Raw genomic sequence first — 26,198 nt, forward strand, 5'->3', positions numbered from 1 at the left:
GTCCGCGTCAAGTCGGACGGTGACTGCTGCCGCCGTATCCGCGGGGGCGCACGCGCGGTCGGGCGCGCGGCGCGTAGGGTCGGCCGGGTGAGCACCGCCACCGCACAGCCGAGCCAGGATCCGTTCGCCGCCGTCGCCGCACTGCCCGGCGTGCCGGAAGCCGTCGAGTCCGCCCGCAAGGCGGTCGACGGACTTCTCGGGCACCGCACGATGCGCCGCCGCAGCCCCGAGATCACCGCCGAGTCCGCGCTGCGCGGCGCCCGCGCGAGCGCCGCGCTCGAAGGCGCCGACTGGTCGCTCGAAGAGGTCCGCCGGCGTACCGACTACTCGCAGTCCGACGACCCCGAGGCCCGCATCGTCGGCGGCGCGCTGCGGCTGTCCGCCGAGTACGGGACGCTCGTCGACGTGTGGCGGCGCAGCCCGATCCAGGTGCTCGCCCGGCTGCACATGGTCGCCGCCGCGGACGTGGTCCCGGCCGACGCCCTCGGCCGCCCGCGCCTGGCCGGCGAGGACGTGTCGGTGCGGCCCGACCCGGGCGTGCTGCCCGGACCCGCCGACGTCACCGCGCGCCTGGACGGCCTGGCCCGGCTGCTGCTGGCGCCCAGCGAGGCACCCGCGGTCGTCGTCGCGGCCCTCGTGCACGGCGAAATCCTCGCGCTGCAGCCCTTCGTCTGGGGCAACGGCCTGGTGGCCCGCGCCGCCCAGCGCATCGTGCTCATCACGCGCGGGCTCGACCCGAAGTCCGCCGTGGTGCCCGAGGTGGGCCATCTGGACCTGGGCGCGGACGCGTACGAAAAGGCTTTGCGCGGCTACGTATCCGGCACGCCGGAAGGCGTCGCGGGCTGGATCGGGCACTGCGCGGAGGCGGTCACGCTCGGCGCGCGCGAGAGCGTCGCGGTCTGCGAGGCGGTCATGCGCGGCATGTGAACCGGCCGCGGCGGCTGCGGATCTCCGGTTCCCGGGCAAAGAAATGGGCGGCGCCCACGGGGAGGACGCCGCCACTTGGCACGTACAACGGGGTACCAGTGCGTGCACCGTGATGACGGCCGGCCCGGGGGATGAGCCCCGGAAGTCCGGCGCGTTCGGCCCCTACGAGGGTCGGTCGCGCGTGGGTTCCCGATGTCCGTGCTCGGTCCGTGTGGCCGTCTGCCTCGTTGGAGTGTCGCGCCACTCCGTTTCGGAGGCGGTCCCGCGGGCCGTTGATCCCCTTTCTACTTGTTCGCCGTAGTCAGGGGAACCCCTCGCCCAAGATCTTTACCTTTCGGGTCGAAGGTGATCAATCGGACGTCACAGATGTACGTCTGCGCCCGAACAGCCACGCCAGTACGCCCGATCAGCGACGCCGCTTGGCCGCGTACCAGACCAACCCCGCGGCTGCCGCACCCGCGCCGATCGCGGTTGCCGCCAGCACCGTGCGGGACGGCACCGGCAACGACGGGACGCGCTGGCGCAGTTGCACGGGGCGGTTGAAGCTCAGCACCGGCCAGCCGCGCGCGATGGCCTCGCGGCGCAGCCCGCGGTCCGGGTTGACCACGTAGGGGTGGCCGACCGCTTCGAGCATCGGCAGGTCGGTGACGGAGTCGCTGTACGCGTACGACCTGGCCAGGTTGTAGCCCTCGGTCTCGGCGAGTTCGCGTACCGCCTTGGCCTTGTTCTCGGCGTAGGCGTAGTACTCGATCTCGCCCGAGTAGCGGCCGTCCTCGACCACCATGCGGGTCGCGACCACCCGGTCGGCGCCCAGCATCTCGCCGATGGGCTCCACCACTTCGGCGCCCGACGAGCTGACGATCACCACGTCGCGGCCGGCCGCGTGGTGCTCCTCGATGAGCGAGGCGGCCTCGTCGTAGATGAGCGGGTCGATCAGGTCGTGCAGGGTCTCGGCGACGATCTCCCGGACCTGCTGGACGTCCCAGCCGCGGCACAGCGCGGACAGGTACTCGCGCATCCGCTCCATCTGGTCGTGGTCGGCGCCGCCGACGAGAAACACGAACTGGGCGTAGGCGCTCTTGAGCACGGCGCGGCGGTTGATCAGACCGCCTTGGTAGAACGATCTGCTGAAGGCCAGCGCGCTCGACTTGGCGATGATGGTCTTGTCGAGATCGAAGAAGGCTGCGGTCCGCATCGGTACGTGGTTTTCCACGTAGTCGAGGATAGGGGCAGCCATTCGGCGTAAACTCGGGCACGCGGGTTTGCCCGAGAAGCCTCTCGGGTACATCCTGGAAGCCACGGATCGTTCTGCGACCGTGCTAACCCGGTCCGGCTCCTCCCCCCCCGAGTCGGCCGTGGAGACGACCCCCGCTCTCCCCCCCGGCGGGGGTCGTCGCTTGTCCGAAGCGTTTTGCCGTCATCGTGCCGCCGTCGTGTCGGCACCCGGGTCGTACCCCGCGGCAGGGCTGCTCACCCCCCGGCCCTGCGGCCGCCGGGCCGCGCAGCGCCCGTTCGTTCGGGTTTCCGCAGGTTCTTCGGGTTCTCCGGCTTCTCCGCGGCTTCTCCAGGTTTCTTCGGGTGTCCTCGGGTCTCTTCGGGTCTCTTCGGGTCTCTTCGGGTCTCTTCCGGGTTCTTTCGAGTTGTCGCGGCTTCCCGCGTTTTCCGGCAACTTCCCGTGGATTTGCTGGAGTTGCGATTTCCGTGCGGCAGTCCGCCGATTAGCGCCCGATCGCGGGCCGCCCGTCCCCCGAACGAGTGATTTCGTTTTCCACAGGCCGTGGTTATCCACAGCCGCGCTCCACTCGCATGGCCGCACCCGGCCGATGCGCGAAGCTTGTTGCAGACCTTCGGGAGGCCTCCGCCGGATCGTGCCGATGCGCATAGGCCCGCTCCGGGCGGGGTGGCCCATGGGCCTTGTGTCATCACCTGTGTACCCCCGACCTCCCGAGCCCCTCACGACCATGCCGCCGCGCCCGTGCGCGGTGCTGCCTCCGCACGCCTCGGGAGCCCTTCATGCTGCCTCTGCCGTCCCTGCCCCGCCCCGGTCACCCGCCGGGCCCGCTCCTCGTCACCGCCGACCCCGAGCTGCTCGACGCACTCCTGCGGTTGTGCGCGGCCGCCGGAGTCGAGCCCGACATCTGCGCCGACCTCGGATCGGCGCGCAGCGCCTGGGCGGAGAGCCCGCTGGTGATCCTCGGCGACGACCTCTCCGACGAGGCGCTGCACTGCGGACTCCCGCGCCGCGCCGACACCTTCCTGCTCAGCACCGACCTCGACGACGCCGAGGTGTGGAAGCGCGCGGGTGCGCTCGGGGCGGCCGAGGTGATCTTCCTGCCGGACGGCGAGGTGTGGCTGATCAACCGGTTCGCCGACCTCCTCGAAGGCGGCGGCGCCCTGCTGAGCGTCGCGGTCGCCGGCGGCCGCGGTGGGGCCGGAGCCAGCACACTGGCCTGCGCCCTGGCCCTGGCGGCGACGCAACGCGGGCTCCGCACCGCGCTCGTGGACGTCGACCCGATGGGCGGCGGCATCGACGTCCTGCTCGGCGGCGAGACCGCCACCGGCCTCCGCTGGGCCGACCTGCACGGCACCCGCGGCCGGGTCGACGGCAGCGCCCTGTCCGCGGCCTTGCCCCGGCTGCACGGCATCACGGTGCTCTCCTGGGACCGCGGCACCCCGACCGCCGTCCCGCAGGACGCCATACGCGCCATCGTCGCCGCCGTGCGCCGCCGCCACGAGGTCGTCGTGGTCGACATGCCGCGCCACCGCGACCAGGTCGCCGAAGAGGCCCTCGCCCAATGCGACACCGCGCTCCTGGTCGTCCCCTCCGAACTCCGCGCCATCGCCGCAGCCGCACAAGTGGCCGCACTGATGCGCCCACTCGTCCCCGACCTGCGCACGGTCGTCCGCAGCCCGTCCCCGGCGGGCCTGTCCACCGCCGAAGTGGCGGCCGGCACCGGGCTCCCGCTGGCCGGCGAACTACGCCACGAGGCCGGCCTCGCCGAGGCCGTCGAGCGCGGCGAACTCCCGGGCAGCCGCCCCCGCAGCCCGTTGTCCCGCTTCAGCCGGGAGTTCCTGGCCGAGGAACTGCCGCAACCGGAGAGCGAGGCGGCCTGAGGGCCGCCGTCACGCGTCGGCGGGAAGGCTGTCCACCTTGTTCGCTCTTTCCGCTCTTTCCACCTATTCCTCCCCTCCGCCTTGTCCGGCTCGCTTCCGGACGCTCCGAAAAGGAACAGCCATGCCCACACGTACTCCTGCCGGTCCCGACACTGGCGTCTTCCCGGCCCGTCCGACGATGCCGCCCCTGCCGCCGGCCTTCCGGGCACCCGTCGCGGCCGTTCCCGGCCCGGCAGTTCCATCCCTGAGGGCGTCCGGCGCCTCGTCCGCGCCTGCCGTGGCCGGCGGCTCTGCGCGGCCCCCGATGCCCTCCGCGCCGCCGACACCCCGGGCACCGGTTCCCGGCGCGCCGCCCGGCCCGGCGGGCCCCCAGGCAAGTCCGCAGGTCGATCCACAGCTTGTGGACGACGTGCGCGCCCACCTCGCCGCCGACGGCCGCGACCCCACCCACGCCGCGGTCGCCGAAGCCCTGCGGGCCCAAGGGCGCGTGCTCGGCGACGCGACCGTGCTCGCGGTACTCCGCGCGCTGCATGCGGAGATCGTCGGCGCGGGCCTGCTCGCTCCGCTGCTCGCCGACCCCGACGTCACCGACGTCCTGGTGAACGCCCCCGACGAGGTGTGGGTGGACCGCGGGGCAGGCCCGCAGCGCGCCGCGGTGGCCTTCCCCGACGACGCCGCCGTGCGCCGCCTCGCCCAGCGCCTCGCCGGCAGCGCCGGCCGCCGCCTGGACGATGCCGCGCCCTACGTCGACGCGCGGCTCCCGGACGGCGTACGCCTGCACGCCGTCCTCAAGCCCGTCGCGGTACGCGGCACCTGCATCTCGCTGCGGGTGCCGCGGCGCACCACCATGACCCTGGCCGACCTGGTGTCGTGCGGTGCGCTCCCACCGGACTGCGCCGACCTGCTGCGCGCGATGGTCGCGGCCCGGGCCGCGTTCCTGGTGACCGGCGGCGCGGGCACCGGCAAGACCACCCTGCTGGGCGCGCTTCTCGGCACCGCACACCCGGCCGAACGCCTCGTGCTGGTCGAGGACTCCGCAGAGCTGACCCCGCGGCATGCGCACGTGGTCCGCCTGGAGTCGCGGCCCCCGAACATCGAGGGCGCCGGCTCGGTGACCATGCGCGACCTGGTCCGCCAGGCGCTCCGCATGCGCCCGGACCGCATCGTCGTCGGCGAGGTCCGCGGCGCGGAGGTCACTGAGTTGCTCGCCTCGCTCAACACGGGGGCCGAAGGCGGCTGCGGGACGCTTCATGCCAACTCCGCTGCGGACGTGCCCGCCCGGCTGGAGGCCTTGGCGGCACCCGCAGGGTTGACCCGCGACGCGCTGCACAGCCAACTCGCCGCTGCCCTCGACGTCGTCGTGCATCTCGTCCGAGATCGTGACGGCCTGCGCCGGATCGCCGAGATCCATGTCCTGGAGCGGGACGCCCGCGGCTTCGTCCGCCCGGTTCCGGCCGTGCTGATCGACCGCGCCGGACCGCAGCGCACCGGTCCGGGCTTTGCCCGGCTGGCCGCCCTGCTCGCGGGCTGGTGGCGGCCGTGAACGCGCCGACCACACCGGCGGTGCTGATCGCCGCCCCGGTACTGGCCGCCGGAGCGGTCCTGCTGGCCGGCGCACGCAGCGGGCGCGGCCGCATCCGCGACCTCACTTCGCATCAGCCGGCCGACGATCCTGGCCGGAAGGGAGATTTTGGTGCAGATGGGGCGCAAGTCGAGAACGCGGCCCGCCACAACAGCGGTTCGTACGGTGACCGTGCCGTCCGCGACCATGCCGACCATGACCGTGCCGACCATGACCGTGCCGACCATGACCGTGCCGACCATGACCGTGCCGACCATGACCGTGCCGACCATGACCGTGCCGACCACGGCGGCGGACACGACCTCGGCTTCGGACAAGACCTCGGACACGACCTTCATCCTGGCCCGCTTGGTCCTCCTGCCGTTCTCGGACCTTCGCGAACTCCCGCTCCTTCGACCTCTTCGCCCTCGACCTCGTCGACCTCATCCATCCCTTCGATGCCTTCCCCTGCCCAAAGCCTGGGTCCGGGCGGCAGTTCGGGCGCTCTGAATCCGGCGGCGGGGCGCGTCCCTTGGGGCACGCTGCAACGGCTGCCGGCGGTGCGTGTCGGGCTGCCGGTGCTGGCCGGAGGCGCGATGCTCGGCTTCACGGCATCCTCTCCGGTGCCGGTCCTGGTGGCCCTGCCGGTCGGTGTGTTCCTGGTCCGGCGGCGGGTCCGAGCGGACGCGCAACGGGAGTTCGCGGCGCTGCGGACCGGGGTGGCCGAGGTGGCCACCGCGATGGTGGGCGAACTCCGCGCCGGGCAGCAGCCGCCGGAAGCGTTCGCCGCCGCGGTGGAATCCGTCGACGGCCCGGTCCGGGCCAGGCTCGCGGAGGCCGTGGCGGTGGCCCGGATCGGCGGTGACGTCGCCGCGGCGCTGGACCGCGCCGCGGGACCGCCGGGGATGGACTCCCTGGTCCGGGTCGCGGCCTGCTGGCGGATCGCAGCCGAGCGCGGCGCCGGATTCGCCGCGGCGTTGGGCCGGGTCGCCGCCGGACTGCGCGCCGAAGAGGCCGGGCACCTCGAAGCGGCCGCCGAGCTGTCCGGCGCCCGCTCCACGGCCCGATTGCTGGCCCTGCTGCCGGTGTTCGGCATCGTGCTGGGCCAACTCGCCGGCGCCCGGCCGCTGGACGTGCTGCTGCACACCGCACCGGGATTCGTCTGCCTGGTGGTCGGATTGCTGCTCGTCGCCCTCGGGCTGCTCTGGACCGACCGCATCGCCCGCGGAGGTGGGCCGTGGACGGCGTAGCCCTGCCCGGACTGGCAAGTGCCGGTGTGCTGGCCGGGGGAGCGGTCTGGTTCGCCCTGCCCGGCCCGCCTGGCCGCCGTCGCCTGCTGCGCGGTGCGTGGGGAGCCGGCAAGCCTGCCGACCTCCCGGTGCCGCAGTCGGTACGCCGGATCCGCACGCCGCAGATACAGCGCCGGGCGGCGGCCGGGGCGGCCGGGGGAGCGGCTGTGCTGATCGTCGGCGGTCTGCCGGGGCTCGCCGTCGGCGCCGTTGCCGGGTATCTGGTGGCGCGGAAGCTGCGCGGCGTGGTCTCGGCCGCCGACCGCGAGCGCGACCGCCGGATCCTGGCCGATCTGCCCACCGCCGCCGACCTGTTGTCCGCCTGCCTTACGGCCGGGGCAGCTCCGGCCGAGGCGGTGGCTGCGGTCGGCACGGCGGTCGGCGGACCGCTCGGCGAGGAACTGCGGTCCGCGGCTGCCGCTGTCCGACTGGGCGGCGACCCGTTGCGCTGCTGGGGTGCGCTCGCCGAGCAGCGCGAACTGGTCCCACTGGCGAGGGCCCTGTCCCGGACCGGCGAGGGCGGTGCGCCGCTCGCCGAGCGGATCGCCGACATCGCCGATGACTGCCGGGAGCGGAGACGCCGTGAACTCACCGCCACCGCCCGGCGCACGGCCGTACGCGCGACCGTGCCGCTCGGTGTCTGCTTCCTGCCCGCCTTCCTGCTGCTCGGGGTGATCCCGGTCGTCATCGGCCTGGCCGCCCCGCTGCTGTCCCACACCTGAGGAGGACCTTCATGTCCGAACACCCCGTCAGCACCGCCACCATCGACAACGCGGATGCGGCCACGACACCGGGGCTGCCCAATCCGGCTGATACTGCGGCCACTTCGCCCAGTGGGGGCCACACCGAGACCGACGGCGACTCCGTACGCGTCGACCCGGAAATCGCATCCGGGCAAGCGCCGCCATCGCCACCACCGCCGATCGGGGTGCCGAAGCAGGAACGTGTGCCGAAGCAGGTGCCTGAGACGGTGGGAGCCCCCTCGGGGCTGCCCGCGGCATGGTCCGCCCGCCTTGGGGGCGGGAGCGTCGAGCCTGCTGAACCTGCCGAGCCCGCCGAGCCACCGCCTCACGCCGCGCATCGGGCAACTCGTCGCCCCACTGAGCCTGCTGGGCCCTTGGGGCCCGTCGAGACCGTGCCGCGGGATCGAGGGCAGGCCGAGGTGGAGGACCGCGGGGGAGGAGCCGGGCCGGCTTCGGGCGGGAGTCCGGGCACGGCCCGGCTGACCGGGCTGCCGTGCGTCATCCGGCGCCGCATCATGCACCGGGCCCGACCCGTGTGGGAGCGGGTGCGCCGTGCGGCGCGGCGCGAGGACGGCATGTCGACGGCGGAGTACGCGGTGGGCACGATCGCGGCCGTGGCGTTCAGCACCGCGCTTTACAAGGTGGTGTCGAGCGACATCGTGTCGTCCGGGCTGAGTTCGGTCATCGGCAAGGCGCTCAATGCGACGTTCTGACCGGGGGACGCGGAAGACCCGGTGGTCCTGGCTCACCAGGCGGGGCTCGGACGCCGGCTACGTCACAGCGGAAACGGCCGTGGTGCTTCCGGCACTTGTGCTGCTGGTGCTCGGGTTGGTCGCCGGGATTGCGGCTGCCGCGGCCCAGATTCGGTGCGTCGATGCGGCGCAAGCGGGGGCGCGGGCTGTTGCGCGGGGCGAATCCGTGGATGCGGCGAATTCCGCCGCGCACGGGCTCGCCCCGCGCGAGGCGCAGTTCGATGCGGTCGTGCGCGACGGCACGGTCAGATTCCGGGTGACCGCCGGGATTCCGCTTCCCGGACCGTGGAGGGAATTGCGAATTCCGGTGGAGCATAAGGCCGTTGTTGCCATGGAACCGGCGGGGCCATGAGGCTCCGGGGACGCCCCGGAGGAGGGAAGGAGGTGGGATTCGGCCATCGCGAGCGGGGGTCGGCGACGGTCTGGGCCGCGGTGTGGGCGTTGCTGCCGGTGTGCCTGGCCTGTGTGGTGCTGGCGTTCGGTGCCGCGGCGGCGGCGCGGCACCGGGCTGCGGTCGCCGCCGATGGCGCGGCGCTGGCCGCCGCCGCGCAGGCCGACGCGGGCCAGGGGCCGGCGTGCGCGGCGGCCCGCCGGATCGCCGCGGCTCAGGGGGCAGTCCTGGTGTCGTGCACGGTGAGATCGGGGTTCGCGGACGTGGTCGCGGAGACCCGCATGCCGCTCCTGGCCGGCCAGTCGCGGGTCTCCCGCGTCCCCGCGCGTGCAGGCCCGGGCTGACCGCCGCAATCCCGCGGGCTCAGGCGGGGCGGCAGGTCAGGGGCGTCCTCTCAGCAGTGTCGCCAACAGGCGGATGGCGCCTGTCTTGTCGAGGGGGAAGTTGCCGTTGCCGCACTTCGGGGACTGGACGCAGCTGGGGCAGCCGGATTCGCATTCGCAGGAGGCGATGGCCTCCATCGTGGCGGTGAGCCAGTGCGCGGCGGTGGCGTATGCGCGTTCGGCGAAGCCGGCGCCGCCGGCGTGGCCGTCGTAGACGAAGACGGTGGGCAGGGCGGTGTCCGGGTGCAGGGCGGTGGACACGCCGCCGATGTCCCAGCGGTCGCAGGTCGCGAACAGGGGAAGGAGGCCGATCGAGGCATGTTCGGCGGCGTGTGCGGCGCCGGGCAGGTCGGCCTCCTCCAGGCCGGCTTCGGCGACCTGGTCGGGGGTCACCGTCCACCACACCGCGCGGGTGCGCAGCGAGCGTTCGGGCAGATCCAGCTTGTGCTCGCCGAGGACCTGGCCGGTGGCGATCCGGCGGCGCTGGTAGGACACCACGCGGCTGGTGACCTCGACCGAGCCGAAGCACAGCCGTCCCGGTCCCCAGTCCTCGGCGCGGACTTCCTCCAGGATGCGGATGTCGGTCTTCTCGCGGGCGGTCGTCGTCCAGTCGGGGGCGGCGCGGCGGACCAGTGCCACGTCGTCCTCCAGGTCGAGCAGCCGCACGATGTACGTCTCGCCCTGGTGCAGGTGCACGGCGCCCTGGTGGACGGCGCTGTGCGCCGCTGCGGCGTCCACGGTGCCCAGGACGCGCCCGGTGTCCTCCTCGACCACGCGGACGGCCTGGCCTGCCGAGCCGCGGATGTCGGTGAGGTCGGTGGCGCGTTCGCGGCTGGTCCAGTACCAGCCGGTGGCGCGGCGGCGCAGCAGGCCGCGGCGTTCGAGGCCGGGCAGGAGCTCGGCGGCGACCGGGCCGAACAGCGGCAGGTCGGCTTCCTCGAGCGGCAGTTCCGCGGCTGCCGCGCAGAGGTGCGGGGCCAGGACGTACGGGTTGTCCGGGTCGAGCACGGTCGCCTCGACGGGCCGGTCGAAGAGGGCTTCGGGGTGGTGCACCAGGAAGGTGTCCAGCGGGTCGTCGCGGGCCACCAGGACGGCCAGCGCGTCCTGCCCGGCGCGGCCGGCCCGGCCGGCCTGCTGCCACAGTGAGGCGCGGGTGCCCGGGTAGCCGGCCATCAGGACCGCATCCAGACCGGAGACGTCCACGCCGAGTTCGAGTGCGGTGGTGGCCGCCACGCCGAGCAAGCTTCCGTCGTGCAGTGCGCGTTCGAGGTCGCGGCGCTCGGCGGCGAGGTAGCCGGAGCGGTAGGTGGCGACCCGGTCGGCGAGCTTGGCGTCGATGCGTTCGAGCCGGTCGCGGGCGATGACCCGGACCACTTCGGCGCCGCGCCGGGAGCGGACGAAGGCGACCGTGCGCACGCCGTCGACGACCAGGTCGGTGAGCAGGTCGGCGGTCTCGGCGGTGGCGGTGCGCCGTACCGGGGCGCCGCGTTCGCCCTTGAGGTCGGTGAGCGGGGGCTCCCACAGCGCGAAGGTCAGTCCGCCGCGCGGCGAGGCGTCCTCGGTCACCGCCTCCACGTCGCCGGGCGCCGCGCCGATCAGCCGGGCGGCGGCCGCCGCCGGGTCCGAGACGGTCGCGGAGGCCAGCACGAAGACCGGATCGGCGCCGTATCGGCGGCAGATCCGCCGCAGCCGGCGCAGCACTTGGGCGACATGCGAGCCGAACACGCCGCGGTACGTGTGGCACTCGTCCACGACAACGTATTTCAAGGTTTTCAGAAAGGCCGACCACGTGCGGTGCGCGGGCAGCAGCGAGCGGTGCAACATGTCCGGATTGGTCAGCACGTACGAGGCCTGCGCGCGCACCCATTGGCGCAGCTCGGCAGGCGTGTCGCCGTCATAGGCCGCGGCCCGGACGCGGTCGAGTCCGGTACCGGCCGCGCGCAGCTCGTCGACGGCGCGTACCTGGTCCGCTGCGAGTGCTTTCGCAGGGGACAGATACAGCGCGGTGGCACCACGGCCGTTCGGTGCCCGGGTACCCTCCAAGAGGGCGGTGAGTACCGGCAGTAGGTAGGCCATGGACTTGCCCGAGGCGGTGCCGGTCGCAAGTACGACAGACCGGCCCGACGCGGCGGCCGATGCGGCACGTGCCTGGTGTTCCCAAGGGTGGTCGATACCGGCCGCCCGAAAAGCGTCCACGACTTCCGGGCGCGCCCATTCGGGCCATGCGGCCGGCCGGCCCCCGCGCGGGGGTATACGCCGAACGTGTGTCACTCGATCGGGTCGCCCGTGGGCCGCGAGCAAGCGGTCCAACAGGTCTTCCTGGGAGTGTGGATTGGGCGACATCGGGCACCAGTCTGGCATCCAATGTCGTGGGATTCATCGTCCTGTAGCGCCCATAAGTGGTTGAATGCCTTGGCGGCTGCCGATCCTTGGGGGGCGACCGCTCGATAGCAAGGTGCTGGAGGATCCGTGGACCTGTCCCTGTCGACCCGAACCGAGGGCGGCCGTACGGTCGTCGAGGTGGGCGGCGAGATCGATGTGTACACCGCCCCCAAACTGCGCGAGCAATTGGTGGAACTCGTCAATGACGGGAGCTACCACCTGATCGTGGACATGGAGGGTGTGGACTTCCTGGACTCGACGGGTCTGGGCGTCCTGGTCGGCGGCCTGAAGCGCGTGCGTGCGCATGAGGGCTCGCTGCGTCTGGTGTGCACTCAGGAGCGCATCCTGAAGATCTTCCGTATCACCGGCCTCACCAAGGTGTTCCCCATCCACACCTCGGTGGCGGAGGCCGTCGCCGCGACGGACTGAAATCCGGGACGCCCCGTTCGCGCTGCGGACGGGCGTTCCGTCCGCCACCGCTCATCCAGGTAGCGCTTCGCACCGGACAGCCCACCGGTCGGATCGTCGGCAAGTACGGCTGGGGGATCTATGGCCATCGTCGAGCTGCGCTTCACGGCGCTGCCCGAACACGTCCGCACGGCGAGGCTCGTTGCCGCTGCCGTCGCCCGCCGGGCCGGCGTGGCCGAGTCGGTGCTGGACGAAGTGCGCCTCGCCGTGGGCGAAGCCTGCTCGCGCGCGGTCGGCCTGACCCGTCAGGTCGGCGCGGACGAGCCGGTCACGGTGACTCTCGACGACGGCGAAGGCCGGTTCTCGATCGAGGTGCGCGATGCGGTGCCGCAGCCTGCTGCGGTGGGTGCGGGCGAGGGCAGTGCCTCCAGCCCGTTCCCCGGCGCCGCCGCGAACGGTGCGAGCCTGGACGTCGCGGAGAGCGAGCTGGGCCTCGCGGTGATCCTCGGACTGGTGGACGAGCTCGATGTCCGGGCCGGCGCCGAGGGCGGCAGCATCCGGATGTCCTGGCCGTCCGCGAAGGACAAGCCGGGCGACGAACCGGTCTGACGCACGGATTTTCCGACCGGCTGATCCGACCGGCTGATCTCATCGGCCTGCGCCGGTCCGGCCCTACCGGTCCGACCGGTCGGGCGGTGCACGACTTTTCCGGAGCCGACGGCTCCGAACGGCTGATTCTCTTCCACGGCGGGTGACCCGGTTCCGGGCACCCGCCGTCGTGCTGTCCGGGAACAGCCGCAGGACGGCCGCGGGACAGCCGCGGGACAGGCGGGCGCAGCGTGGTCCAGCGGGACTGCGCGGGACGGGCCGCACCCTGATCCGACCCGGTGCATTTCCCGTTTTCGGGTCGGCAAAACATGGTTACTCGGGAATGCCCGAAACGCGGCATAGCACGCGTATTTTATGTGTAATTAGATATGATCATGAAGATTTCCATGGTGTGTTCTTGATCATTTGCATACACTCCCATTCACGTTGTAAAAGATCGTCTAGCGCCCGTCTGAGAAGCCAGTCCGAAACATCCCTCGCGATGGAGGACGCATGTCCGGGCTCCAACTCACCGAACTCGCCACCGTCTCCGCAGCACCCGGGACAGCAGAAGTGGCCGGGAGCGATCTGACGTACGTCGTGGTGGTCGCGGTCATTGCACTGGCCGCCCTCGGCGTCGCAGCGGCACTGGTTCGCCAGGTGCTCGCCGCCGACGAGGGCACCGAGAGCATGAAGCGCATCGCCGGAGCGGTCCAGGAAGGCGCCGCGGCGTACCTGACCCGACAGTTCCGCACCCTGGGGCTCTTCGCCGTCGGGGTGTTCTTCCTGCTGATGCTGCTCCCGGCCGACGGCTGGGACGAACGCATCGGCCGCTCGCTGTTCTTCCTCGTCGGCGCGGTCTTCTCCGCCATCACCGGATACACCGGGATGTGGCTGGCCGTGCGCAGCAACGTCCGGGTGGCCGCCGCCGCGCGCGCCGGCGGTTCCGGACCCGAGGCCTCCCACACCGCGATGCGCATCGCGTTCCGCACCGGCGGTGTGGCCGGCATGTTCACCGTGGGCCTGGGCCTGTTCGGCGCGGCCCTGGTCGTCATCATCTATCGCGAGGACGCGCCCAAGGTCCTGGAGGGCTTCGGCTTCGGCGCGGCCCTGCTGGCCATGTTCATGCGCGTCGGCGGCGGCATCTTCACCAAGGCCGCGGACGTCGGGGCGGACCTGGTCGGCAAGGTCGAGCAGGGCATCCCCGAGGACGACCCGCGCAACGCCGCGACGATCGCCGACAACGTGGGCGACAACGTCGGCGACTGCGCGGGCATGGCCGCCGACCTCTTCGAGTCGTACGCGGTGACGCTGGTCGCCGCGCTCATACTCGGCAAGGCCGCGTTCGGCGATGCCGGCCTGGTGTTCCCGCTGCTCGTCCCGGCGATCGGCGTGATCACCGCGGTGATCGGCATCTACGCGGTGTCGCCGCGGGCCGGCGACCGCAGCGGGATGACCGCGATCAACCGCGGGTTCTTCCTGTCCGCGGTGATCTCCCTGGTCCTGGTCGGCATCGCGGCATTCGCCTACCTGCCCGACAAGTTCTCCGAGCTGGAGGGCCTGGCGCCGACCACCACCACCGGCAAGGAGATCCTCGAACACGGCGGCGACCCGCGGGTCTTCGCCCTGGTGGCGGTGCTCATCGGCATCGTGCTCGCGGCCGTCATCCAGCAGCTGACCGGCTACTTCACCGAGACGTCGCGGCGCCCGGTCAAGGACGTCGTGAAGACCTCGCTGACCGGTCCGGCCACCGTCATCCTGTCCGGCATCTCGCTGGGCCTGGAGTCCGCGGTGTACGCGGCGGTGCTCATCGGCGTCGCGGTGTACGGCGCGTACCTGCTGGGCGGCGGCATCATCATGCTCGCCCTGTTCGCGGTGGCGCTGGCCGGCACCGGCCTGCTCACCACGGTCGGCGTCATCGTCGCGATGGACACCTTCGGCCCGGTCTCCGACAACGCGCAGGGCATCGCGGAGATGTCCGGCGATGTCGAGGGCGAGGGCGCGCAGATCCTGACCGACCTGGACGCGGTGGGCAACACCACCAAGGCCATCACCAAGGGCATCGCCATCGCCACCGCGGTGCTCGCCGCGACGGCGCTGTACGGCTCGTACCGGGACGCCGTGGAGACCGCGCAGGCGGAAGTCGGCGCGAGCGCGACGGAGGGCATGTCGAAGTTGGAGGCACTCTCCTTCAGCCTCGACATCTCGCAGCCGAACAACTTGTTCGGGCTGATCCTGGGCGCCGCAGTGGTGTTCCTGTTCAGCGGCCTGGCCATCAACGCCGTCTCGCGCGCGGCCGGCGCGGTGGTGTTCGAGGTACGGGAGCAGTTCCGCACCAGGCCCGGGATCATGGACGGCACCGAAACCCCGGAGTACGGCCGGGTCGTGGACATCTGCACCCGCGACTCGCTGCGCGAACTGGCCACGCCCGGGCTGCTCGCCGTGCTGGCCCCGATCTCGGTCGGGTTCGCGCTCGGCATCGCCCCGCTCGCCGCGTTCCTGGCCGGGGCGATCGGTGCAGGCACGCTGATGGCGGTCTTCCTGGCGAACTCCGGCGGCGCGTGGGACAACGCCAAGAAGACCATCGAGGACGGCACGTACGGCGGCAAGGGCACCGACGCGCACGCCGCGACGGTCATCGGCGACACCGTCGGCGACCCGTTCAAGGACACCGCCGGTCCGGCCATCAACCCGCTCCTCAAGGTGATGAACCTGGTCGCGCTGCTCATCGCGCCCGCCGTGGTCAAGCTGACCATCGGCGAGAACGCGAGCGGCCCGCTGCGGGCGCTCGTGGCGGTACTGGCGATCGTGGTGATCATCGGCGCGGTGTGGTTCAGCAAGCGCAAGTCGATCGCGGTCGGTTCGCCGAACCACGAACCGAAGGACGCCCACCCGGTGGGCGGCTGAGCGCGGGCACGGCCCCGGATCCGGCAGGTCCGGGTGGCGAAAGGGGGCGACGCGGAGGCCGCGTCGCCCCCTTTGCCTGCCGTATGCGAGTCTCGGAGGGCCGTTGCGACGGTCGGACCGATGTTGCCCAGCAGCCTGGAGACGTGAGCGTGGCACCGAAGATCCCGGCAAATCTCGCGGTTGCGGCGGCCTGCGCCGCGGTCCTGGCACTGACCGCCGGGTGCAGCGACGACGGCGACGGGAAGAACAAGAGCCTGGCCGGGTGGGCGGCCAAGGTGTGCACCGCGGACGTCACCGCCAAGATCGACGAGTCGAAGACCGCGCTCGCCGACATATCCGTGGTGCTGCCCGGCGAGAAGCCCGACGCGCTGCGCACCCGGCTGGCCGAGGACGTCTCCCGGCTCGCGGCCGCCAACACCGCACTCGCCGACGCGCTCGGCCGGGCCGGCGACCCCGACGTCGACGGCGGCAAGGAGCAGCGCGCCGCGCTCGTCTCCGAGCAGTTGGCGATCGCCACCGGCTGGCACACCGTCAAGACCCAGCTGGAGGCGCTGCCGACCGCGGACCAGAAGGCGTTCGCCGACGGCCTGCGCGCGCTGCAGCCCAGCATCGCCGGCACGGTGACCACGTCCAACGCGGCGCTGGAGAAGCTGCACACCGGCGAACTGGGCAAGGCGCTGGCCGCGGTGTCCGGCTGCGTCGCCTCGCTGCCGGCCGCCGGCGGCGCGTCGTCCGCGCCCGGCACGGCCTCAGGTTCCGCTCCCGCGACCACGGCACCGCCTGCCTCGGCCCCGGCCTCGCCGCCGGCTTCCGAACCGGCCGGCAGCCCGGCAGCCACCCCGGCCGGCACCCCGGCGGCGACTCCGCCGGCCACTCCGCCCGCCACCACCCCGGCGCCCACTGCCGCGAGCTGATCGGATCCGGTCCGCGGACCGGGCAGGATGGTGTCCGTGACCATGCACGACTCCTCTCAGGTGGCCCGGCTGCGCGCGGCGCTGGCCGATGCCGACTACACCGTCGACGGATGCCTCGACGCACTCGGCTCGCAGGCGTACGGCGCGTTGTCCCGCAGCGAGACGGTCCCGGCGCTGCGCACGCTGCGCGGCGACGGCGGCCCGCTCGCGACGCTGATCCGGCTGTTCCTGCTGCAGACTTCGGTGCCGTACGCGCAGGCCCGCGCCGCGCTCCCGTTCGACGAGGCGGTGGCCGGCGAACTGCTCGTCCGGGACGGCGACGACGTGCGGGCCGTCGTCGACATCCGCCCGTACGGCGAGGCGGACACCGACTGGTGGGTGGTGTCCGACCTGGGCAGCGGCATCGGCGGCGTGTCCGGTCCGGTACGCACCGACCATGTGCTGGGCATCGGCGGCGCGTCCACCACGCTGGCCGGCATCACCGTGCGCGGCCCGGTCGACCGGGCGCTGGACCTCGGCACCGGCTGCGGCGTGCAGGCCCTGCACGCGTCGCGGCACGCCCGCGCGGTGACCGCGACCGACGTGAACCGCCGCGCGCTGGACCTGACCCGGCTGACGATGGCGCTGTCCGGCGTGTCGAACGTCGGGCTCGCGGAGGGCAGCCTGTTCGAACCGGTGGAGGACGAGGCCTTCGACCTCATCGTCTCCAACCCGCCCTTCGTCATCTCACCCAAGGGCCGCTTCACCTACCGCGACGGCGGCCTGCCCGGCGACGAGATCTGCCGCCGCCTGGTGGCCCAGGCGCCGGACCGGCTGAACGACGGCGGTTTCTGCCAATTGCTGGCCAACTGGCAGCACGTCAAGGGCGAGGACTGGCAGGACCGGTTGCGCGATTGGCTGGCGCCGACCGGATGCGACGCCTGGGTCGTGCAGCGCGAGGTCCAGGACCCCGCGCAGTACGCCGAGTTGTGGCTGCGCGACGCGGGCGACCACCAGAGCGCCGAGTACGCCGCGCGCTACGACGCCTGGCTGGACGCGTTCGAACAGGACGGCGTCGAGGGCGTCGGGTTCGGCTGGATCACCCTGCACAAGTCGGGTTCCGAGCGGCCGGCCGTGCACGTCGAGGAGTGGCCGCACGCGGTCGAGCAGCCGCTCGGCGACACGATCGCGGAGTGGTTCGGCCGCCAGGACCGGCTGCGGGACCTGGACGACGCGGCGCTCCTGGAGACCGCGTTCCGGCTGGCCCCCGCGGTGCTGCAGGAGCAGACCGGCCAGCCCGGTGCCGAGGACCCCGAGTACGTGGTGCTGCGCCAGCAGCGCGGGATGTGCCGGGCGGACCGGGTGGACACCGTGGGGGCCGCGCTGGCCGGGGCCAGCGACGGCCGGCTGACCGCGGGCGCCATCGTGGACGCGATCGCCGAACTGCTCGGCGAGAACCGCACGGTGCTGCGCGACGCGGTGCCCGGCCCGCTCAGGTCCTTGGTCGCGGACGGCTTCCTGCTGTTCCCCGGCGCTCCCTGACCGGACGGGCCTTCACCGGGAGCCGCGTGTCGCGCATGGCCGCGGCCGCGGCCAGCCCGAGCAGCACGCACGGCAGCACCACGAGGTAGACCGCGCTCATGCCCGACGAGTACGCGTCGCGCACCGCGCTCTGCAGGCCGTGCGCGTACTCCCGGATGCGGTCCGGGTGGCTCAGCGCGGCATCCGCACCGCCCGGCGGCAGCTGCGCCGCCGGGACGCGGTGCTCGGCCAGCGCGCCGGGCAGCGTGTCGGTGAACCGGCGGGCGATGACCGCCCCGAACACCGCCGTGCTGATGGTCCCGCCGAGCGTCCGGAAGAACGCGATCGAGGACGTCGCGATCCCCAGGTCGCGGCGTTCCACGGTGGCCTGCGCGGCCAGGATCAGCACCTGCGAGGTGAAGCCGATGCCGAGCCCGGCCAGCACCATCGCGGGCCACAGCGCCGGGGCCGGCGCGGCCAGGACCTGCCAGGCGAGCAGTGCCGCGGAGGCCGCGGACAGGGCCATGCCGATCATCGGGAAGACCTTGATCCGCCCGGTCCGGGCGATGAGCCGGCCGGACAGCGTCGACCCGGCGAAGTTGGCCGCGATGAACGGCAGCATCAGCAGCCCGGCCCCGGTGGCCGTGAAGCCGCGGCCGAGCTGGAAGAACTGCGGCAGGAACACCATGGACGCGTACATGGTGGAGCCCATCAGGAACGCCGCGGAGCACTGCGCGGCGAACGAGCCGTTGCGGAACATCCGCGGCGGCCAGAGCGGTTCGCGGGCCCGCTGCTCCCACAGCCCGGTCGCGGCCAGCAGCACCGCGGCCGCCGCGCCCAGCGCGTACGAGGTGCCCGAGGTCCACGCGAACTGCCGCCCGCCGAACGACACCAGCAGCAGGATCGCGCTCACCCCGGCCACCAGCAGCAGCGCGCCGAGGTAGTCGACGGAGACCTCGGACCGGCGCGGCGGCAGCGTCAGGCTGCGCCGGATCACCACGAAGGCGACCGCGGCGAACGGCAGCATCGAGAAGAAGCACCAGCGCCACCCGACGGTGTCCACGAGCACCCCGCCGAGCAGCGGGCCTAGCGCCGTCGACGAGGCGAAGGCGGCGCCGATCCAGCCCTGGTAGCGGCCGCGCTCGGCGGGGCTGATGATGTCGCCGATCACCGCCTGGCACAGCGTGATCATGCCGCCCACCCCGGCGCCCTGCAGCGCCCGGAACGCGATCAGCTGCCAGATGTCGGCGGCCATCCCGGACAGCGCGGTACCCGCGGTGAAGACCCCGATGGCGCTCAGCAGCAGCGGCTTGCGCCCGTAGAGATCGGACAGTTTTCCCCACAGCGGGGTGGCCGCGCAGTTCGTCAGGAGGTGCCCGGCCACTACCCAGGAGACCTTGTCGACGCCGCCGAGCTCGCCGGCGATGGTCGGCAGACCGGTGGTGATCACCGTGCTGGCGAGCGCCGCGATGAACATCGAGATGAGCAGCCCGGTGAAGACCGTACGGCGCTGAGCTGCGCCGATCTCGGCGGGCCCGGCCGCTGCCGCGGTACCGGGAACGGGTCCTCCGGCTGCCTCGTCGTCCATGCCAGGCCCCGCTTCCGTGCCGATCTGACGGTCCATCAGAGATTACGGCCCGTGGTCGAGGAATCAAGATGTATCGGACAACCATCAAGCGATCGACCGGCCGGGAGACGCCCCTGCGGCCGTTCGGGAGGCGGAGGGTTAGCGGCCCGGGAAGCGGGAACGGTTGGGTGCGCGTTACCGTTCGAGTGGCATCGGGCCGATCCGTGTCGTATACCGGGCAGGGCCGGTTTGACATCAGGGGCTGAGGTACGGTCACACTCCGCCACACGACAGCTACAGTCCCCGGACAGGCCCCGGCCGCCACCAGCAACCTGGAGAGAAGAGCGAAGGTGTCCCCGAGCAGCGAGACCGCGCGCGAAGGCAGTCGACTCGTCATCGTCGAGTCGCCTGCCAAGGCGAAGACGATCAAGGGCTACCTTGGGCCCGGTTACGTGGTCGAGGCCAGTGTGGGTCACATCCGCGACCTCCCGAACGGCGCCGCCGAGGTGCCCGCCGCGTACGAGGGCCAGTCCTGGGCCCGGCTCGGGGTCAACGTCGATGCCGACTTCGAGCCCATCTACGTCGTCAACGCGGACAAGAAGCAGCAGGTCGCCAAGCTCAAGAAGCTGCTCAAGGAAGCCGACGAGCTCTTCCTCGCCACCGACGAGGACCGCGAGGGCGAGGCCATCGCGTGGCACCTGCAGGAAGTCCTGCAGCCCAAGGTCCCGGTCCGCCGCATGGTCTTCCACGAGATCACCAAGGACGCCATCCAGTCCGCGGTCGCCAACCCGCGCGAGCTGAACCAGCGCCTGGTCGACGCGCAGGAGACCCGCCGCATCCTGGACCGCCTGTACGGCTACGAGGTCTCCCCGGTCCTGTGGAAGAAGGTCGGCCCCAAGCTCTCCGCGGGCCGCGTGCAGTCCGTCGCGACCCGCCTGGTGGTCGAGCGCGAGCGCGACCGCCGCGCCTTCCGCTCCGCGTCCTACTGGGACGTCCTGGGCACCTTCGACACCGGCCGGGCCGGCGACGCCACCGACCCGCGCACGGTCAACGCCCGCCTGGTCAACCTGGACGGCAAGCGCGTCGCGACCGGCCGCGACTTCGGCTCCGACGGGCAGCTCAAGGGCCGCGACGTCCTGCACGTCGACGAGGCCGGCGCCCGCGCGCTGGCCGCCGCGCTCGAGTCGGTGCCCTTCGAGGTCCGCGCCGTCGAGCGCAAGCCGTACCGCCGCTCGCCGTACGCGCCCTTCCGCACCACCACGCTCCAGCAGGAGGCCTCGCGCAAGCTGGGCTTCGGTGCCAAGGCGACCATGCAGGTGGCCCAGAAGCTGTACGAGAACGGCTTCATCACCTACATGCGTACCGACTCCACCACGCTGTCGGACACCGCGGTCGCCGCGGCCCGCGCCCAGGTGCGCGAGCTGTACGGCGCCGAGTACCTCCCGGACGCGCCGCGCTCCTACGCCGGCAAGGTCAAGAACGCCCAGGAGGCGCACGAGGCGATCCGCCCCTCCGGCGACCGCTTCCGCACCCCGGCCGAGACCGGCCTGACCGGCGACCAGTTCCGGCTCTACGAGCTGATCTGGATGCGCACCGTCGCGTCCCAGATGAAGGACGCGGTCGGCCAGTCGGTCACGGTCCGCATCGGCGGCGTGGCCGCCCCGGCCGAGGGCCTCCCGGGCCGGGACGCCGAGTTCACCGCATCCGGCAAGATCATCACCTTCCACGGCTTCCTCAAGGCGTACGTCGAGGGCTCCGACGACCCGGACGCCGAGCTCGACGACCGCGAGCGCCGGCTGCCGATGGTCACCGAGGGCGACGCGCTCACCGCGCTGGAGCTGAACCCCGAGGGCCACGCCACCAAGCCGCCCGCGCGCTACACCGAGGCCTCGCTCATCAAGGAGCTGGAAGAGCGCGAGATCGGCCGCCCGTCGACGTACGCGTCGATCATCGGCACGATCCTGGACCGCGGCTACGTGTTCAAGAAGGGCACCGCGCTGGTCCCCTCCTTCATCGCGTTCGCGGTGGTGGGCCTCCTGGAGAACCACTTCGGCCGGCTGGTCGACTACGACTTCACCGCCAAGATGGAGGACGACCTCGACCAGATCGCCCGCGGCGAGACCGAGGCGGTCCCGTGGCTGCGCCGGTTCTACTTCGGCGAGGACGCCCCGGGCGGCGCCGAGCACCAGGGCGACCACCTCGAAGGCCTCAAGAACCTGGTGACCGACCTGGGCGCGATCGACGCCCGCGAGGTCAACTCGTTCCCGGTCGGCGACGGCATCGTGCTGCGCGTCGGCCGCTACGGGCCCTACGTCGAGCGCGACGACAAGCGCGCCGACGTGCCGGCCGACCTGCCGCCGGACGAGCTGACCGTGGAGAAGGCCGAGGAACTGCTCAACAAGCCGAGCGGCGACTTCGTGCTGGGCACCGACCCGGCCACCGGCCACCAGATCGTGGCCAAGGACGGCCGCTACGGGCCGTACGTCACCGAGATCCTCCCCGAGCCGGAGCCCGCCCCGGCGGCCGCCGAGCCGGAGCCCGAGGCCGGCACCGGCCCGGCCGCGGACGGCGCCGCACCCGCCAAGAAGACCGCGGCGAAGAAGACGGCCGCCAAGAAGACCGCGAAGAAGGCCGCCGCCAAGGGCCCGAAGCCGCGCACCGCCTCGCTGTTCAAGTCGATGGCGCTGGACACGGTGACGCTGGAGGACGCCCTCAAGCTGTTCTCGCTGCCGCGCGTGGTCGGCGTCGACCCGGCGAGCAACGAGGAGATCACCGCGCAGAACGGCCGCTACGGCCCGTACCTGAAGAAGGGCACCGACTCGCGGTCGCTGACCACCGAGGACCAGCTCTTCGACATCACCCTCGACGAGGCCCTCGCCATCTACGCCGAGGAGAAGAAGCGCGGCCGGGCAGCCGCCAAGCCGCCGCTCAAGGAGCTCGGCGCGGACCCGGTCAGCGGCAAGCCGGTCGTGGTCAAGGAAGGCCGCTTCGGCCCGTACGTCACCGACGGCGAGACGAACGCGACCCTGCGCGCGGCCGACAGCGTCGAGGAGATCACTCCCGAGCGCGGCTACGAACTGCTCGCCGAGAAGCGCGCCAAGGGCCCCGCGCCCAAGAAGCGCGCGGCCGCCAAGAAGGCCCCGGCCAAGAAGGCGCCCGCGAAGAAGACCGCCGCGAAGAAGGCCCCGGCCAAGAAGGCGACCTGAGTCACACCCCGGAACGGATGCCTCCGTTCCGGGGCCGGCCCGGTACCGCGCGAGCGCGGCCGGTCGCCGAAAACGGGAAACACGGGCGGCCGCCGGAAAATCTCCGGCGGCCCGCCCGCGTTTGCCCGCAATGGCCCGGAGCCGTTCCGGGAAACGCCGGTTCGAACGTCGTTTCCCTTGCCGCGGACCCCGTTAGGGTTGACGGCATGACGCAAGCCGAGCAGCAGGAGGCGGCCATACCGCCCCGGACCACGGATCCCGTGCAAGGCATCGGGGGCGTCCTCAAGATCGCCCCCTACCGCCGTTTCTGGACGGCCATCGCAGCGTCCGCACTCGCGGACTGGCTCGGCCTGCTCGCGCTGACCTCGGCCGCCCTGTGGACGGTGGACGGCGACTACATGGACCACGCGGCCGCCGTGGCCGCGGTGTTCGTGCTGCGTCTGCTGCCCGCCGCGCTGGTCGCGCCGCTCGCCGGGCAGATCGTCGACCACCTGGACCGCCGCTGGACCATGGCGGTCTGCGACATCGTCCGGTTCGGGCTGGTCGCCTCGGTGCCGTTCGTCGACGAACTGTGGTGGATCCTGGCCGCGACCGCGCTGGGCGGCATCGCCGGAGCCTTCTGGGGACCGGCCCGCGATGCCACCGTGCCCAACCTGGTGCCGCGTCAACGCCTGGCCACCGCCGCCCAGTTCAACCTGGTCACCGGCTACGCCGCGGCCCCCGCGGCGGCGCTCCTGTTCATCCTGCTCGCGCTGGTCACCCGGCTCCTCGCGCCGTCGGTCGACGCCTTCGACCAGCACCCGTCCGACCTCGCGCTGTTCGCCACCGCCGCGGTCCACCTGGTCTCCGCGTTCTCGGTGTACCTGCTGCGCATGCCCACCCGCGGCCGCGCGGTCAGCACGCGCCGCCCGAACCCGGTGGCCGTGCTCGGCGACGCGCCCAAGGTGTTCAAGCACTCGCGGACCACGCGCGGCCTGGTCTTCGGCCTGTTCGCGCTGTTCCTCGCGGGCGGCGTGCTGGTCGGCCTCACCCCGCTGTACACCGCCGAACTGGGCGCCGGGAACGCCGCGTACGGCATGGTCTTCCTGAGCCTGCTGGCCGGTGTCGCGCTCGGCCTGCTGTGGGGCCCCAAGGTCGTCCCGGCGTTCAGCCGCCGCCGGCTCTTCGGCCTCGCGGTCGTGGAGGCCGGCCTCGCGCTGCTGCTCATCGGCCTGGTGCCCAACGTCGTGGTCACCGTGGTGCTCACCGCCGTCCTCGGCGTGCTGAGCGGCATCGCCTGGGTCACCGGCTACACGCTCTTCGGCCTGGAGGTCGGCGAGGAGCTGCGTCCGCGCGCGTTCGCCTTCGTGCAGTCCGCGGTACGCGTGATGCTGCTGGTCGGCCTCGCGGCCGGCGCGCTGGCCGCGGGCGCCCTCGGCCTGCACACCTGGATCGTCGCGGACCGCTACGTCTTCACCTACAACGGCTCCGCGCTGACCCTGATGGGCAGCGGCGTGCTGGTCGCGCTGCTCGGCTGGCTCGCGCTGCGCTCGGTCGACGACCGCCGCGGCACCCCGCTGCTGCGCGACCTGGTCGACTCGGCCCGCAACGTCGACCACGTGTCCGGCCGCGCGTCCGGCACCCCCGGCTACTTCATCTCCCTCGAAGGCGGCGAAGGCGTCGGCAAGTCCACCCAGGTCGAGGCGCTCGCCGCGTGGATCCGCAGCAAGGGCCACGAGGTCGTGGTGACCCGCGAGCCCGGCGCCACCGAGATCGGCAAGCGCCTGCGCGCCATGCTGCTCGACATCGACAACACCGGCATCGACGCGCGCGCCGAGGCGCTGCTGTACGCGGCGGACCGCGCCGAGCACGTGGCCACCGTCATCCGGCCCGCGCTGGCCCGCGGCGCCATCGTCATCACCGACCGGTACATCGACTCGTCGGTCGCCTACCAGGGCGCCGGGCGCGAGCTCGGCACCCGGGAGATCGCCCGCGTCTCGCGCTGGGCCAGCGACGGCCTGCAGCCGGACCTGACGATCCTGCTCGACCTGGACCCGGCGGTCGGCCACGGCCGCTTCACCGAGGCCCCCGACCGGCTCGAGTCCGAGCCGCAGAGCTTCCACCACACGGTCCGCGGCGCGTTCCTGGACCTGGCCGCCGCCGACCCGGACCGCTACCTCGTGGTGGACGCAGCGCAGGAGCCGGACGTGGTCACCACCGCCATCCGGCACCGCCTGGACCGCGAGCTCCCGGTCTCCGAGCAGGAGAAGCGGCAGGCCGAGGAACTGGCCCGCCGCGAGCGCGAGGAAGAGGAGCGCCGCAAGGCCGAGCGGGCCCAGGCCGAGGCCGAGAAGCAGGCCCTCATCGCCCGGCTGCGTGCCGAGAGCGAGGAGCGCCAGCGCTACGCCGAGCAGACCCGCCTCGCCGAGGAGGCCGCCCGCAAGGCCGAGGAAGAGCGGCTGCGGGCCGAGGAGGAGGTGCGCCGCCGCGCCGAGGAGCAGGAGCGCCTCGCCGCCGAGGCCGCCCGGCTCGCCGAGGAGGGCAAGCGCCGCGCCGAGGAGCAGCGGCTGCGCCTCGAGGAAGAGGCCGCCCGCCGCGCCGAGGAGCAGAAGCGCCTGGCCGAGGAGGCCGAGCAGCGCGCCGAGGAGGCCCGGGTCAAGGCCGAGGAAGAGGAGCGCATCCGGGTCGAGCAGGCCCGGCGCATCGAGGAGGAGTCCGCACTCCGCGCCGAGCGCGACCGCGTCGCCGCGGAGGAGGAGCGGGCCGCCGAGAAGGAGCGCCGCCGCCGCGCCGAGGAGGAGCGGCAGCGCCGCGAGGAGGAGGCGGCCGCGGACACCGCGCGCCGCCGCGAGGAGGCCGCGCGGCGCGCCGAAGAGGCGAAGCGCCGTGCCGAGGAGCGCGAGAAGGCCGAGGAGGCCCTGCGGCTCGCCGAGGCCGAGCGCAAGGCCGCGGAAGAGGACGCCGCCCGCGCGGTGGTCGCCGCAGCGGCCGCCCAGGCCCGGGCCGCGAAGGAGGCCGCGGCGCTGGCCGCCGAGGCCGAGGCCGATCCGGAGGCCCCGTCCGGGACCCTGCCGGCCGGGCCGTCCGGGAAGTCGGACGCTTCCGGCGCTTCCGGCGCTTCCGGCGCTTCCGGCGCTTCCGGCGCTTCCGGCGCCTCCGGCGCCTCCGCGGCCACCGCGACGAAGACCACGCCGGTGGTCTCGCCCGAGCCGGACACCGCCGAGCTGGAGATCGTCCGGCTGCGGTCGGCCGAGGAGCCGCCCCCCGGTTCCGAGGACGACACCCAGCAGATCCCGAAGATCCGCATCGACGAGACCCGGGTCTTCCCGGCGGTCCGCCCCGATCCGGACGAAGGCTCGGTGGACGACCCCCCGCCGCACGACGACCCGCTCTCGCTCGCCGACGACCTGCTGGGTCCGTGGGGCTCGGCCCCCGCGGGCGAAGAGGCACCGGCCCCCGAGGAGCCGCGCCGCAGCCGCTGGCGCCGCAAGCCGTAGCGGCGGACCCGGACGGCGATCCGTGCCGGGCTCGCGGTGTGCGTTCCTGTCGCCGCGGCCCGGTACCGTCGTACCCGGGGCAGCCCGCCC

General features: G+C 73.0%; 19 protein-coding genes. 16 read left to right on the forward strand and 3 right to left on the reverse strand.

All coding sequences use genetic code 11. The features are described from left to right. The first annotated feature begins 87 nt into the window (after positions 1–87). Positions 88–927: a Fic family protein gene (locus tag LZ495_RS18675; protein ID WP_235053433.1), complete on the forward strand. Its 840-nt coding sequence runs from the start codon at positions 88–90 to the stop codon at positions 925–927. A gap of 406 nt (positions 928–1,333) precedes the next feature. On the opposite strand, the gene LZ495_RS18680 is transcribed toward LZ495_RS18675, so the two are convergent. Next, positions 1,334–2,152 carry an HAD family hydrolase gene (locus LZ495_RS18680; RefSeq protein ID WP_372498602.1) on the reverse strand — a complete coding sequence of 273 codons (819 nt, stop codon included), beginning with the start codon at positions 2,150–2,152 and terminating at the stop codon, positions 1,334–1,336. 788 nt (positions 2,153–2,940) lie between these two features. Between LZ495_RS18680 and ssd the strand changes: the two genes are divergently transcribed. The 8 genes from ssd (at position 2,941) to LZ495_RS18720 (ending at position 9,121) form a co-directional block, all read left to right on the forward strand. Then, positions 2,941–4,041 carry a septum site-determining protein Ssd gene (ssd, locus tag LZ495_RS18685; RefSeq protein WP_235053437.1) on the forward strand — a complete coding sequence of 367 codons (1,101 nt, stop codon included), beginning with the start codon at positions 2,941–2,943 and terminating at the stop codon, positions 4,039–4,041. Positions 4,042–4,441: 400 nt separating this feature from the next. Next, positions 4,442–5,584: a TadA family conjugal transfer-associated ATPase gene (locus LZ495_RS18690; protein ID WP_235053439.1), complete on the forward strand. Its 1,143-nt coding sequence runs from the start codon at positions 4,442–4,444 to the stop codon at positions 5,582–5,584. A gap of 234 nt (positions 5,585–5,818) precedes the next feature. Beyond that, on the forward strand, positions 5,819–6,112 hold the full coding sequence (locus tag LZ495_RS18695; RefSeq protein ID WP_235053441.1) for a hypothetical protein: 294 nt from the start codon (positions 5,819–5,821) through the stop codon (positions 6,110–6,112). A gap of 50 nt (positions 6,113–6,162) precedes the next feature. Next, positions 6,163–6,852, forward strand: coding sequence for a type II secretion system F family protein (locus LZ495_RS18700; RefSeq protein WP_235053443.1), 690 nt, complete (start codon positions 6,163–6,165; stop codon positions 6,850–6,852). Continuing rightward, complete coding sequence (locus tag LZ495_RS44905; RefSeq protein WP_235053444.1) at positions 6,840–7,613, forward strand: type II secretion system F family protein; 774 nt, start codon at positions 6,840–6,842, stop codon at positions 7,611–7,613. The genes LZ495_RS18700 and LZ495_RS44905 overlap by 13 nt, the downstream gene beginning before the upstream one ends. 395 nt (positions 7,614–8,008) lie before the next feature. Continuing rightward, positions 8,009–8,347 (forward strand): DUF4244 domain-containing protein, encoded by a 339-nt coding sequence (locus LZ495_RS44910; protein WP_308268345.1) that lies wholly within the window; start codon positions 8,009–8,011, stop codon positions 8,345–8,347. After that, positions 8,334–8,738 carry a TadE family type IV pilus minor pilin gene (locus tag LZ495_RS18715; RefSeq protein WP_235053445.1) on the forward strand — a complete coding sequence of 135 codons (405 nt, stop codon included), beginning with the start codon at positions 8,334–8,336 and terminating at the stop codon, positions 8,736–8,738. Before LZ495_RS44910 ends, LZ495_RS18715 begins: the two co-directional genes overlap by 14 nt. Positions 8,739–8,770: 32 nt before the next feature. After that, positions 8,771–9,121, forward strand: a complete 351-nt coding sequence (locus LZ495_RS18720; RefSeq protein WP_235053446.1) for an Rv3654c family TadE-like protein — start codon at positions 8,771–8,773, stop codon at positions 9,119–9,121. Positions 9,122–9,157: 36 nt separating this feature from the next. Here the strand turns inward: LZ495_RS18720 and sftH are convergent, their stop codons facing one another. Then, positions 9,158–11,521, reverse strand: a complete 2,364-nt coding sequence (gene sftH / locus LZ495_RS18725; protein ID WP_235053447.1) for a DEAD/DEAH box helicase — start codon at positions 11,519–11,521, stop codon at positions 9,158–9,160. Positions 11,522–11,629: 108 nt separating this feature from the next. Here sftH and bldG point away from each other — a divergent pair, with 108 nt between their 5' ends. The 5 genes from bldG to LZ495_RS18750 all read left to right on the forward strand — a co-directional run bounded on the left by bldG (position 11,630) and on the right by LZ495_RS18750 (position 17,880). Next, positions 11,630–11,971 carry an anti-sigma factor antagonist BldG gene (gene bldG / locus LZ495_RS18730; RefSeq protein WP_231773267.1) on the forward strand — a complete coding sequence of 114 codons (342 nt, stop codon included), beginning with the start codon at positions 11,630–11,632 and terminating at the stop codon, positions 11,969–11,971. A 120-nt stretch (positions 11,972–12,091) separates the two neighbouring features. Further along, the gene (locus LZ495_RS18735; RefSeq protein WP_235053448.1) at positions 12,092–12,559 is read left to right on the forward strand and encodes an ATP-binding protein; all 468 of its coding nucleotides are present in this window, start codon (positions 12,092–12,094) and stop codon (positions 12,557–12,559) included. A 492-nt stretch (positions 12,560–13,051) separates the two neighbouring features. Next, positions 13,052–15,445, forward strand: a complete 2,394-nt coding sequence (locus LZ495_RS18740) for a sodium-translocating pyrophosphatase (RefSeq protein WP_235053449.1) — start codon at positions 13,052–13,054, stop codon at positions 15,443–15,445. Positions 15,446–15,588: 143 nt separating this feature from the next. Next, positions 15,589–16,359: a hypothetical protein gene (locus LZ495_RS18745; protein WP_235053451.1), complete on the forward strand. Its 771-nt coding sequence runs from the start codon at positions 15,589–15,591 to the stop codon at positions 16,357–16,359. Positions 16,360–16,386: 27 nt separating this feature from the next. Then, positions 16,387–17,880, forward strand: coding sequence for a DUF7059 domain-containing protein (locus LZ495_RS18750; RefSeq protein ID WP_235053453.1), 1,494 nt, complete (start codon positions 16,387–16,389; stop codon positions 17,878–17,880). On the opposite strand, the gene LZ495_RS18755 is transcribed toward LZ495_RS18750, so the two are convergent. Then, on the reverse strand, positions 17,831–19,447 hold the full coding sequence (locus LZ495_RS18755) for an MDR family MFS transporter (protein ID WP_235053455.1): 1,617 nt from the start codon (positions 19,445–19,447) through the stop codon (positions 17,831–17,833). The two genes, LZ495_RS18750 and LZ495_RS18755, sit on opposite strands and share 50 nt — an antisense overlap. A 329-nt stretch (positions 19,448–19,776) precedes the next feature. Here LZ495_RS18755 and topA point away from each other — a divergent pair, with 329 nt between their 5' ends. Both topA and tmk read left to right on the forward strand, forming a co-directional pair. Beyond that, positions 19,777–22,632, forward strand: a complete 2,856-nt coding sequence (topA, locus tag LZ495_RS18760; RefSeq protein WP_235053456.1) for a type I DNA topoisomerase — start codon at positions 19,777–19,779, stop codon at positions 22,630–22,632. A 206-nt stretch (positions 22,633–22,838) separates the two neighbouring features. Continuing rightward, positions 22,839–26,108: a dTMP kinase gene (tmk, locus tag LZ495_RS18765; protein ID WP_235053457.1), complete on the forward strand. Its 3,270-nt coding sequence runs from the start codon at positions 22,839–22,841 to the stop codon at positions 26,106–26,108. Positions 26,109–26,198 lie beyond the last annotated feature (90 nt).

The sequence above is a fragment of the Yinghuangia soli genome, from assembly GCF_021502675.1.
Classification (GTDB): Bacteria; Actinomycetota; Actinomycetes; order Streptomycetales; family Streptomycetaceae; genus Yinghuangia; species Yinghuangia soli.

Bases quoted from the DNA above. Each gene is read 5' to 3' on its own strand.
- sftH (WP_235053447.1), bottom strand. From the start codon at position 11,521: ATGCCAGACTGGTGCCCGATGTCGCCCAATCCACACTCCCAGGAAGAC.
- LZ495_RS18750 (WP_235053453.1), top strand. From the start codon at position 16,387: ATGGTGTCCGTGACCATGCACGACTCCTCTCAGGTGGCCCGGCTGCGC.
- LZ495_RS18755 (WP_235053455.1), bottom strand. From the start codon at position 19,447: ATGGACGACGAGGCAGCCGGAGGACCCGTTCCCGGTACCGCGGCAGCG.
- LZ495_RS18735 (WP_235053448.1), top strand. From the start codon at position 12,092: ATGGCCATCGTCGAGCTGCGCTTCACGGCGCTGCCCGAACACGTCCGC.
- tmk (WP_235053457.1), top strand. From the start codon at position 22,839: ATGACGCAAGCCGAGCAGCAGGAGGCGGCCATACCGCCCCGGACCACG.
- LZ495_RS18695 (WP_235053441.1), top strand. From the start codon at position 5,819: ATGACCGTGCCGACCATGACCGTGCCGACCATGACCGTGCCGACCATG.
- LZ495_RS18740 (WP_235053449.1), top strand. From the start codon at position 13,052: ATGTCCGGGCTCCAACTCACCGAACTCGCCACCGTCTCCGCAGCACCC.
- LZ495_RS18715 (WP_235053445.1), top strand. From the start codon at position 8,334: ATGCGACGTTCTGACCGGGGGACGCGGAAGACCCGGTGGTCCTGGCTC.
- ssd (WP_235053437.1), top strand. From the start codon at position 2,941: ATGCTGCCTCTGCCGTCCCTGCCCCGCCCCGGTCACCCGCCGGGCCCG.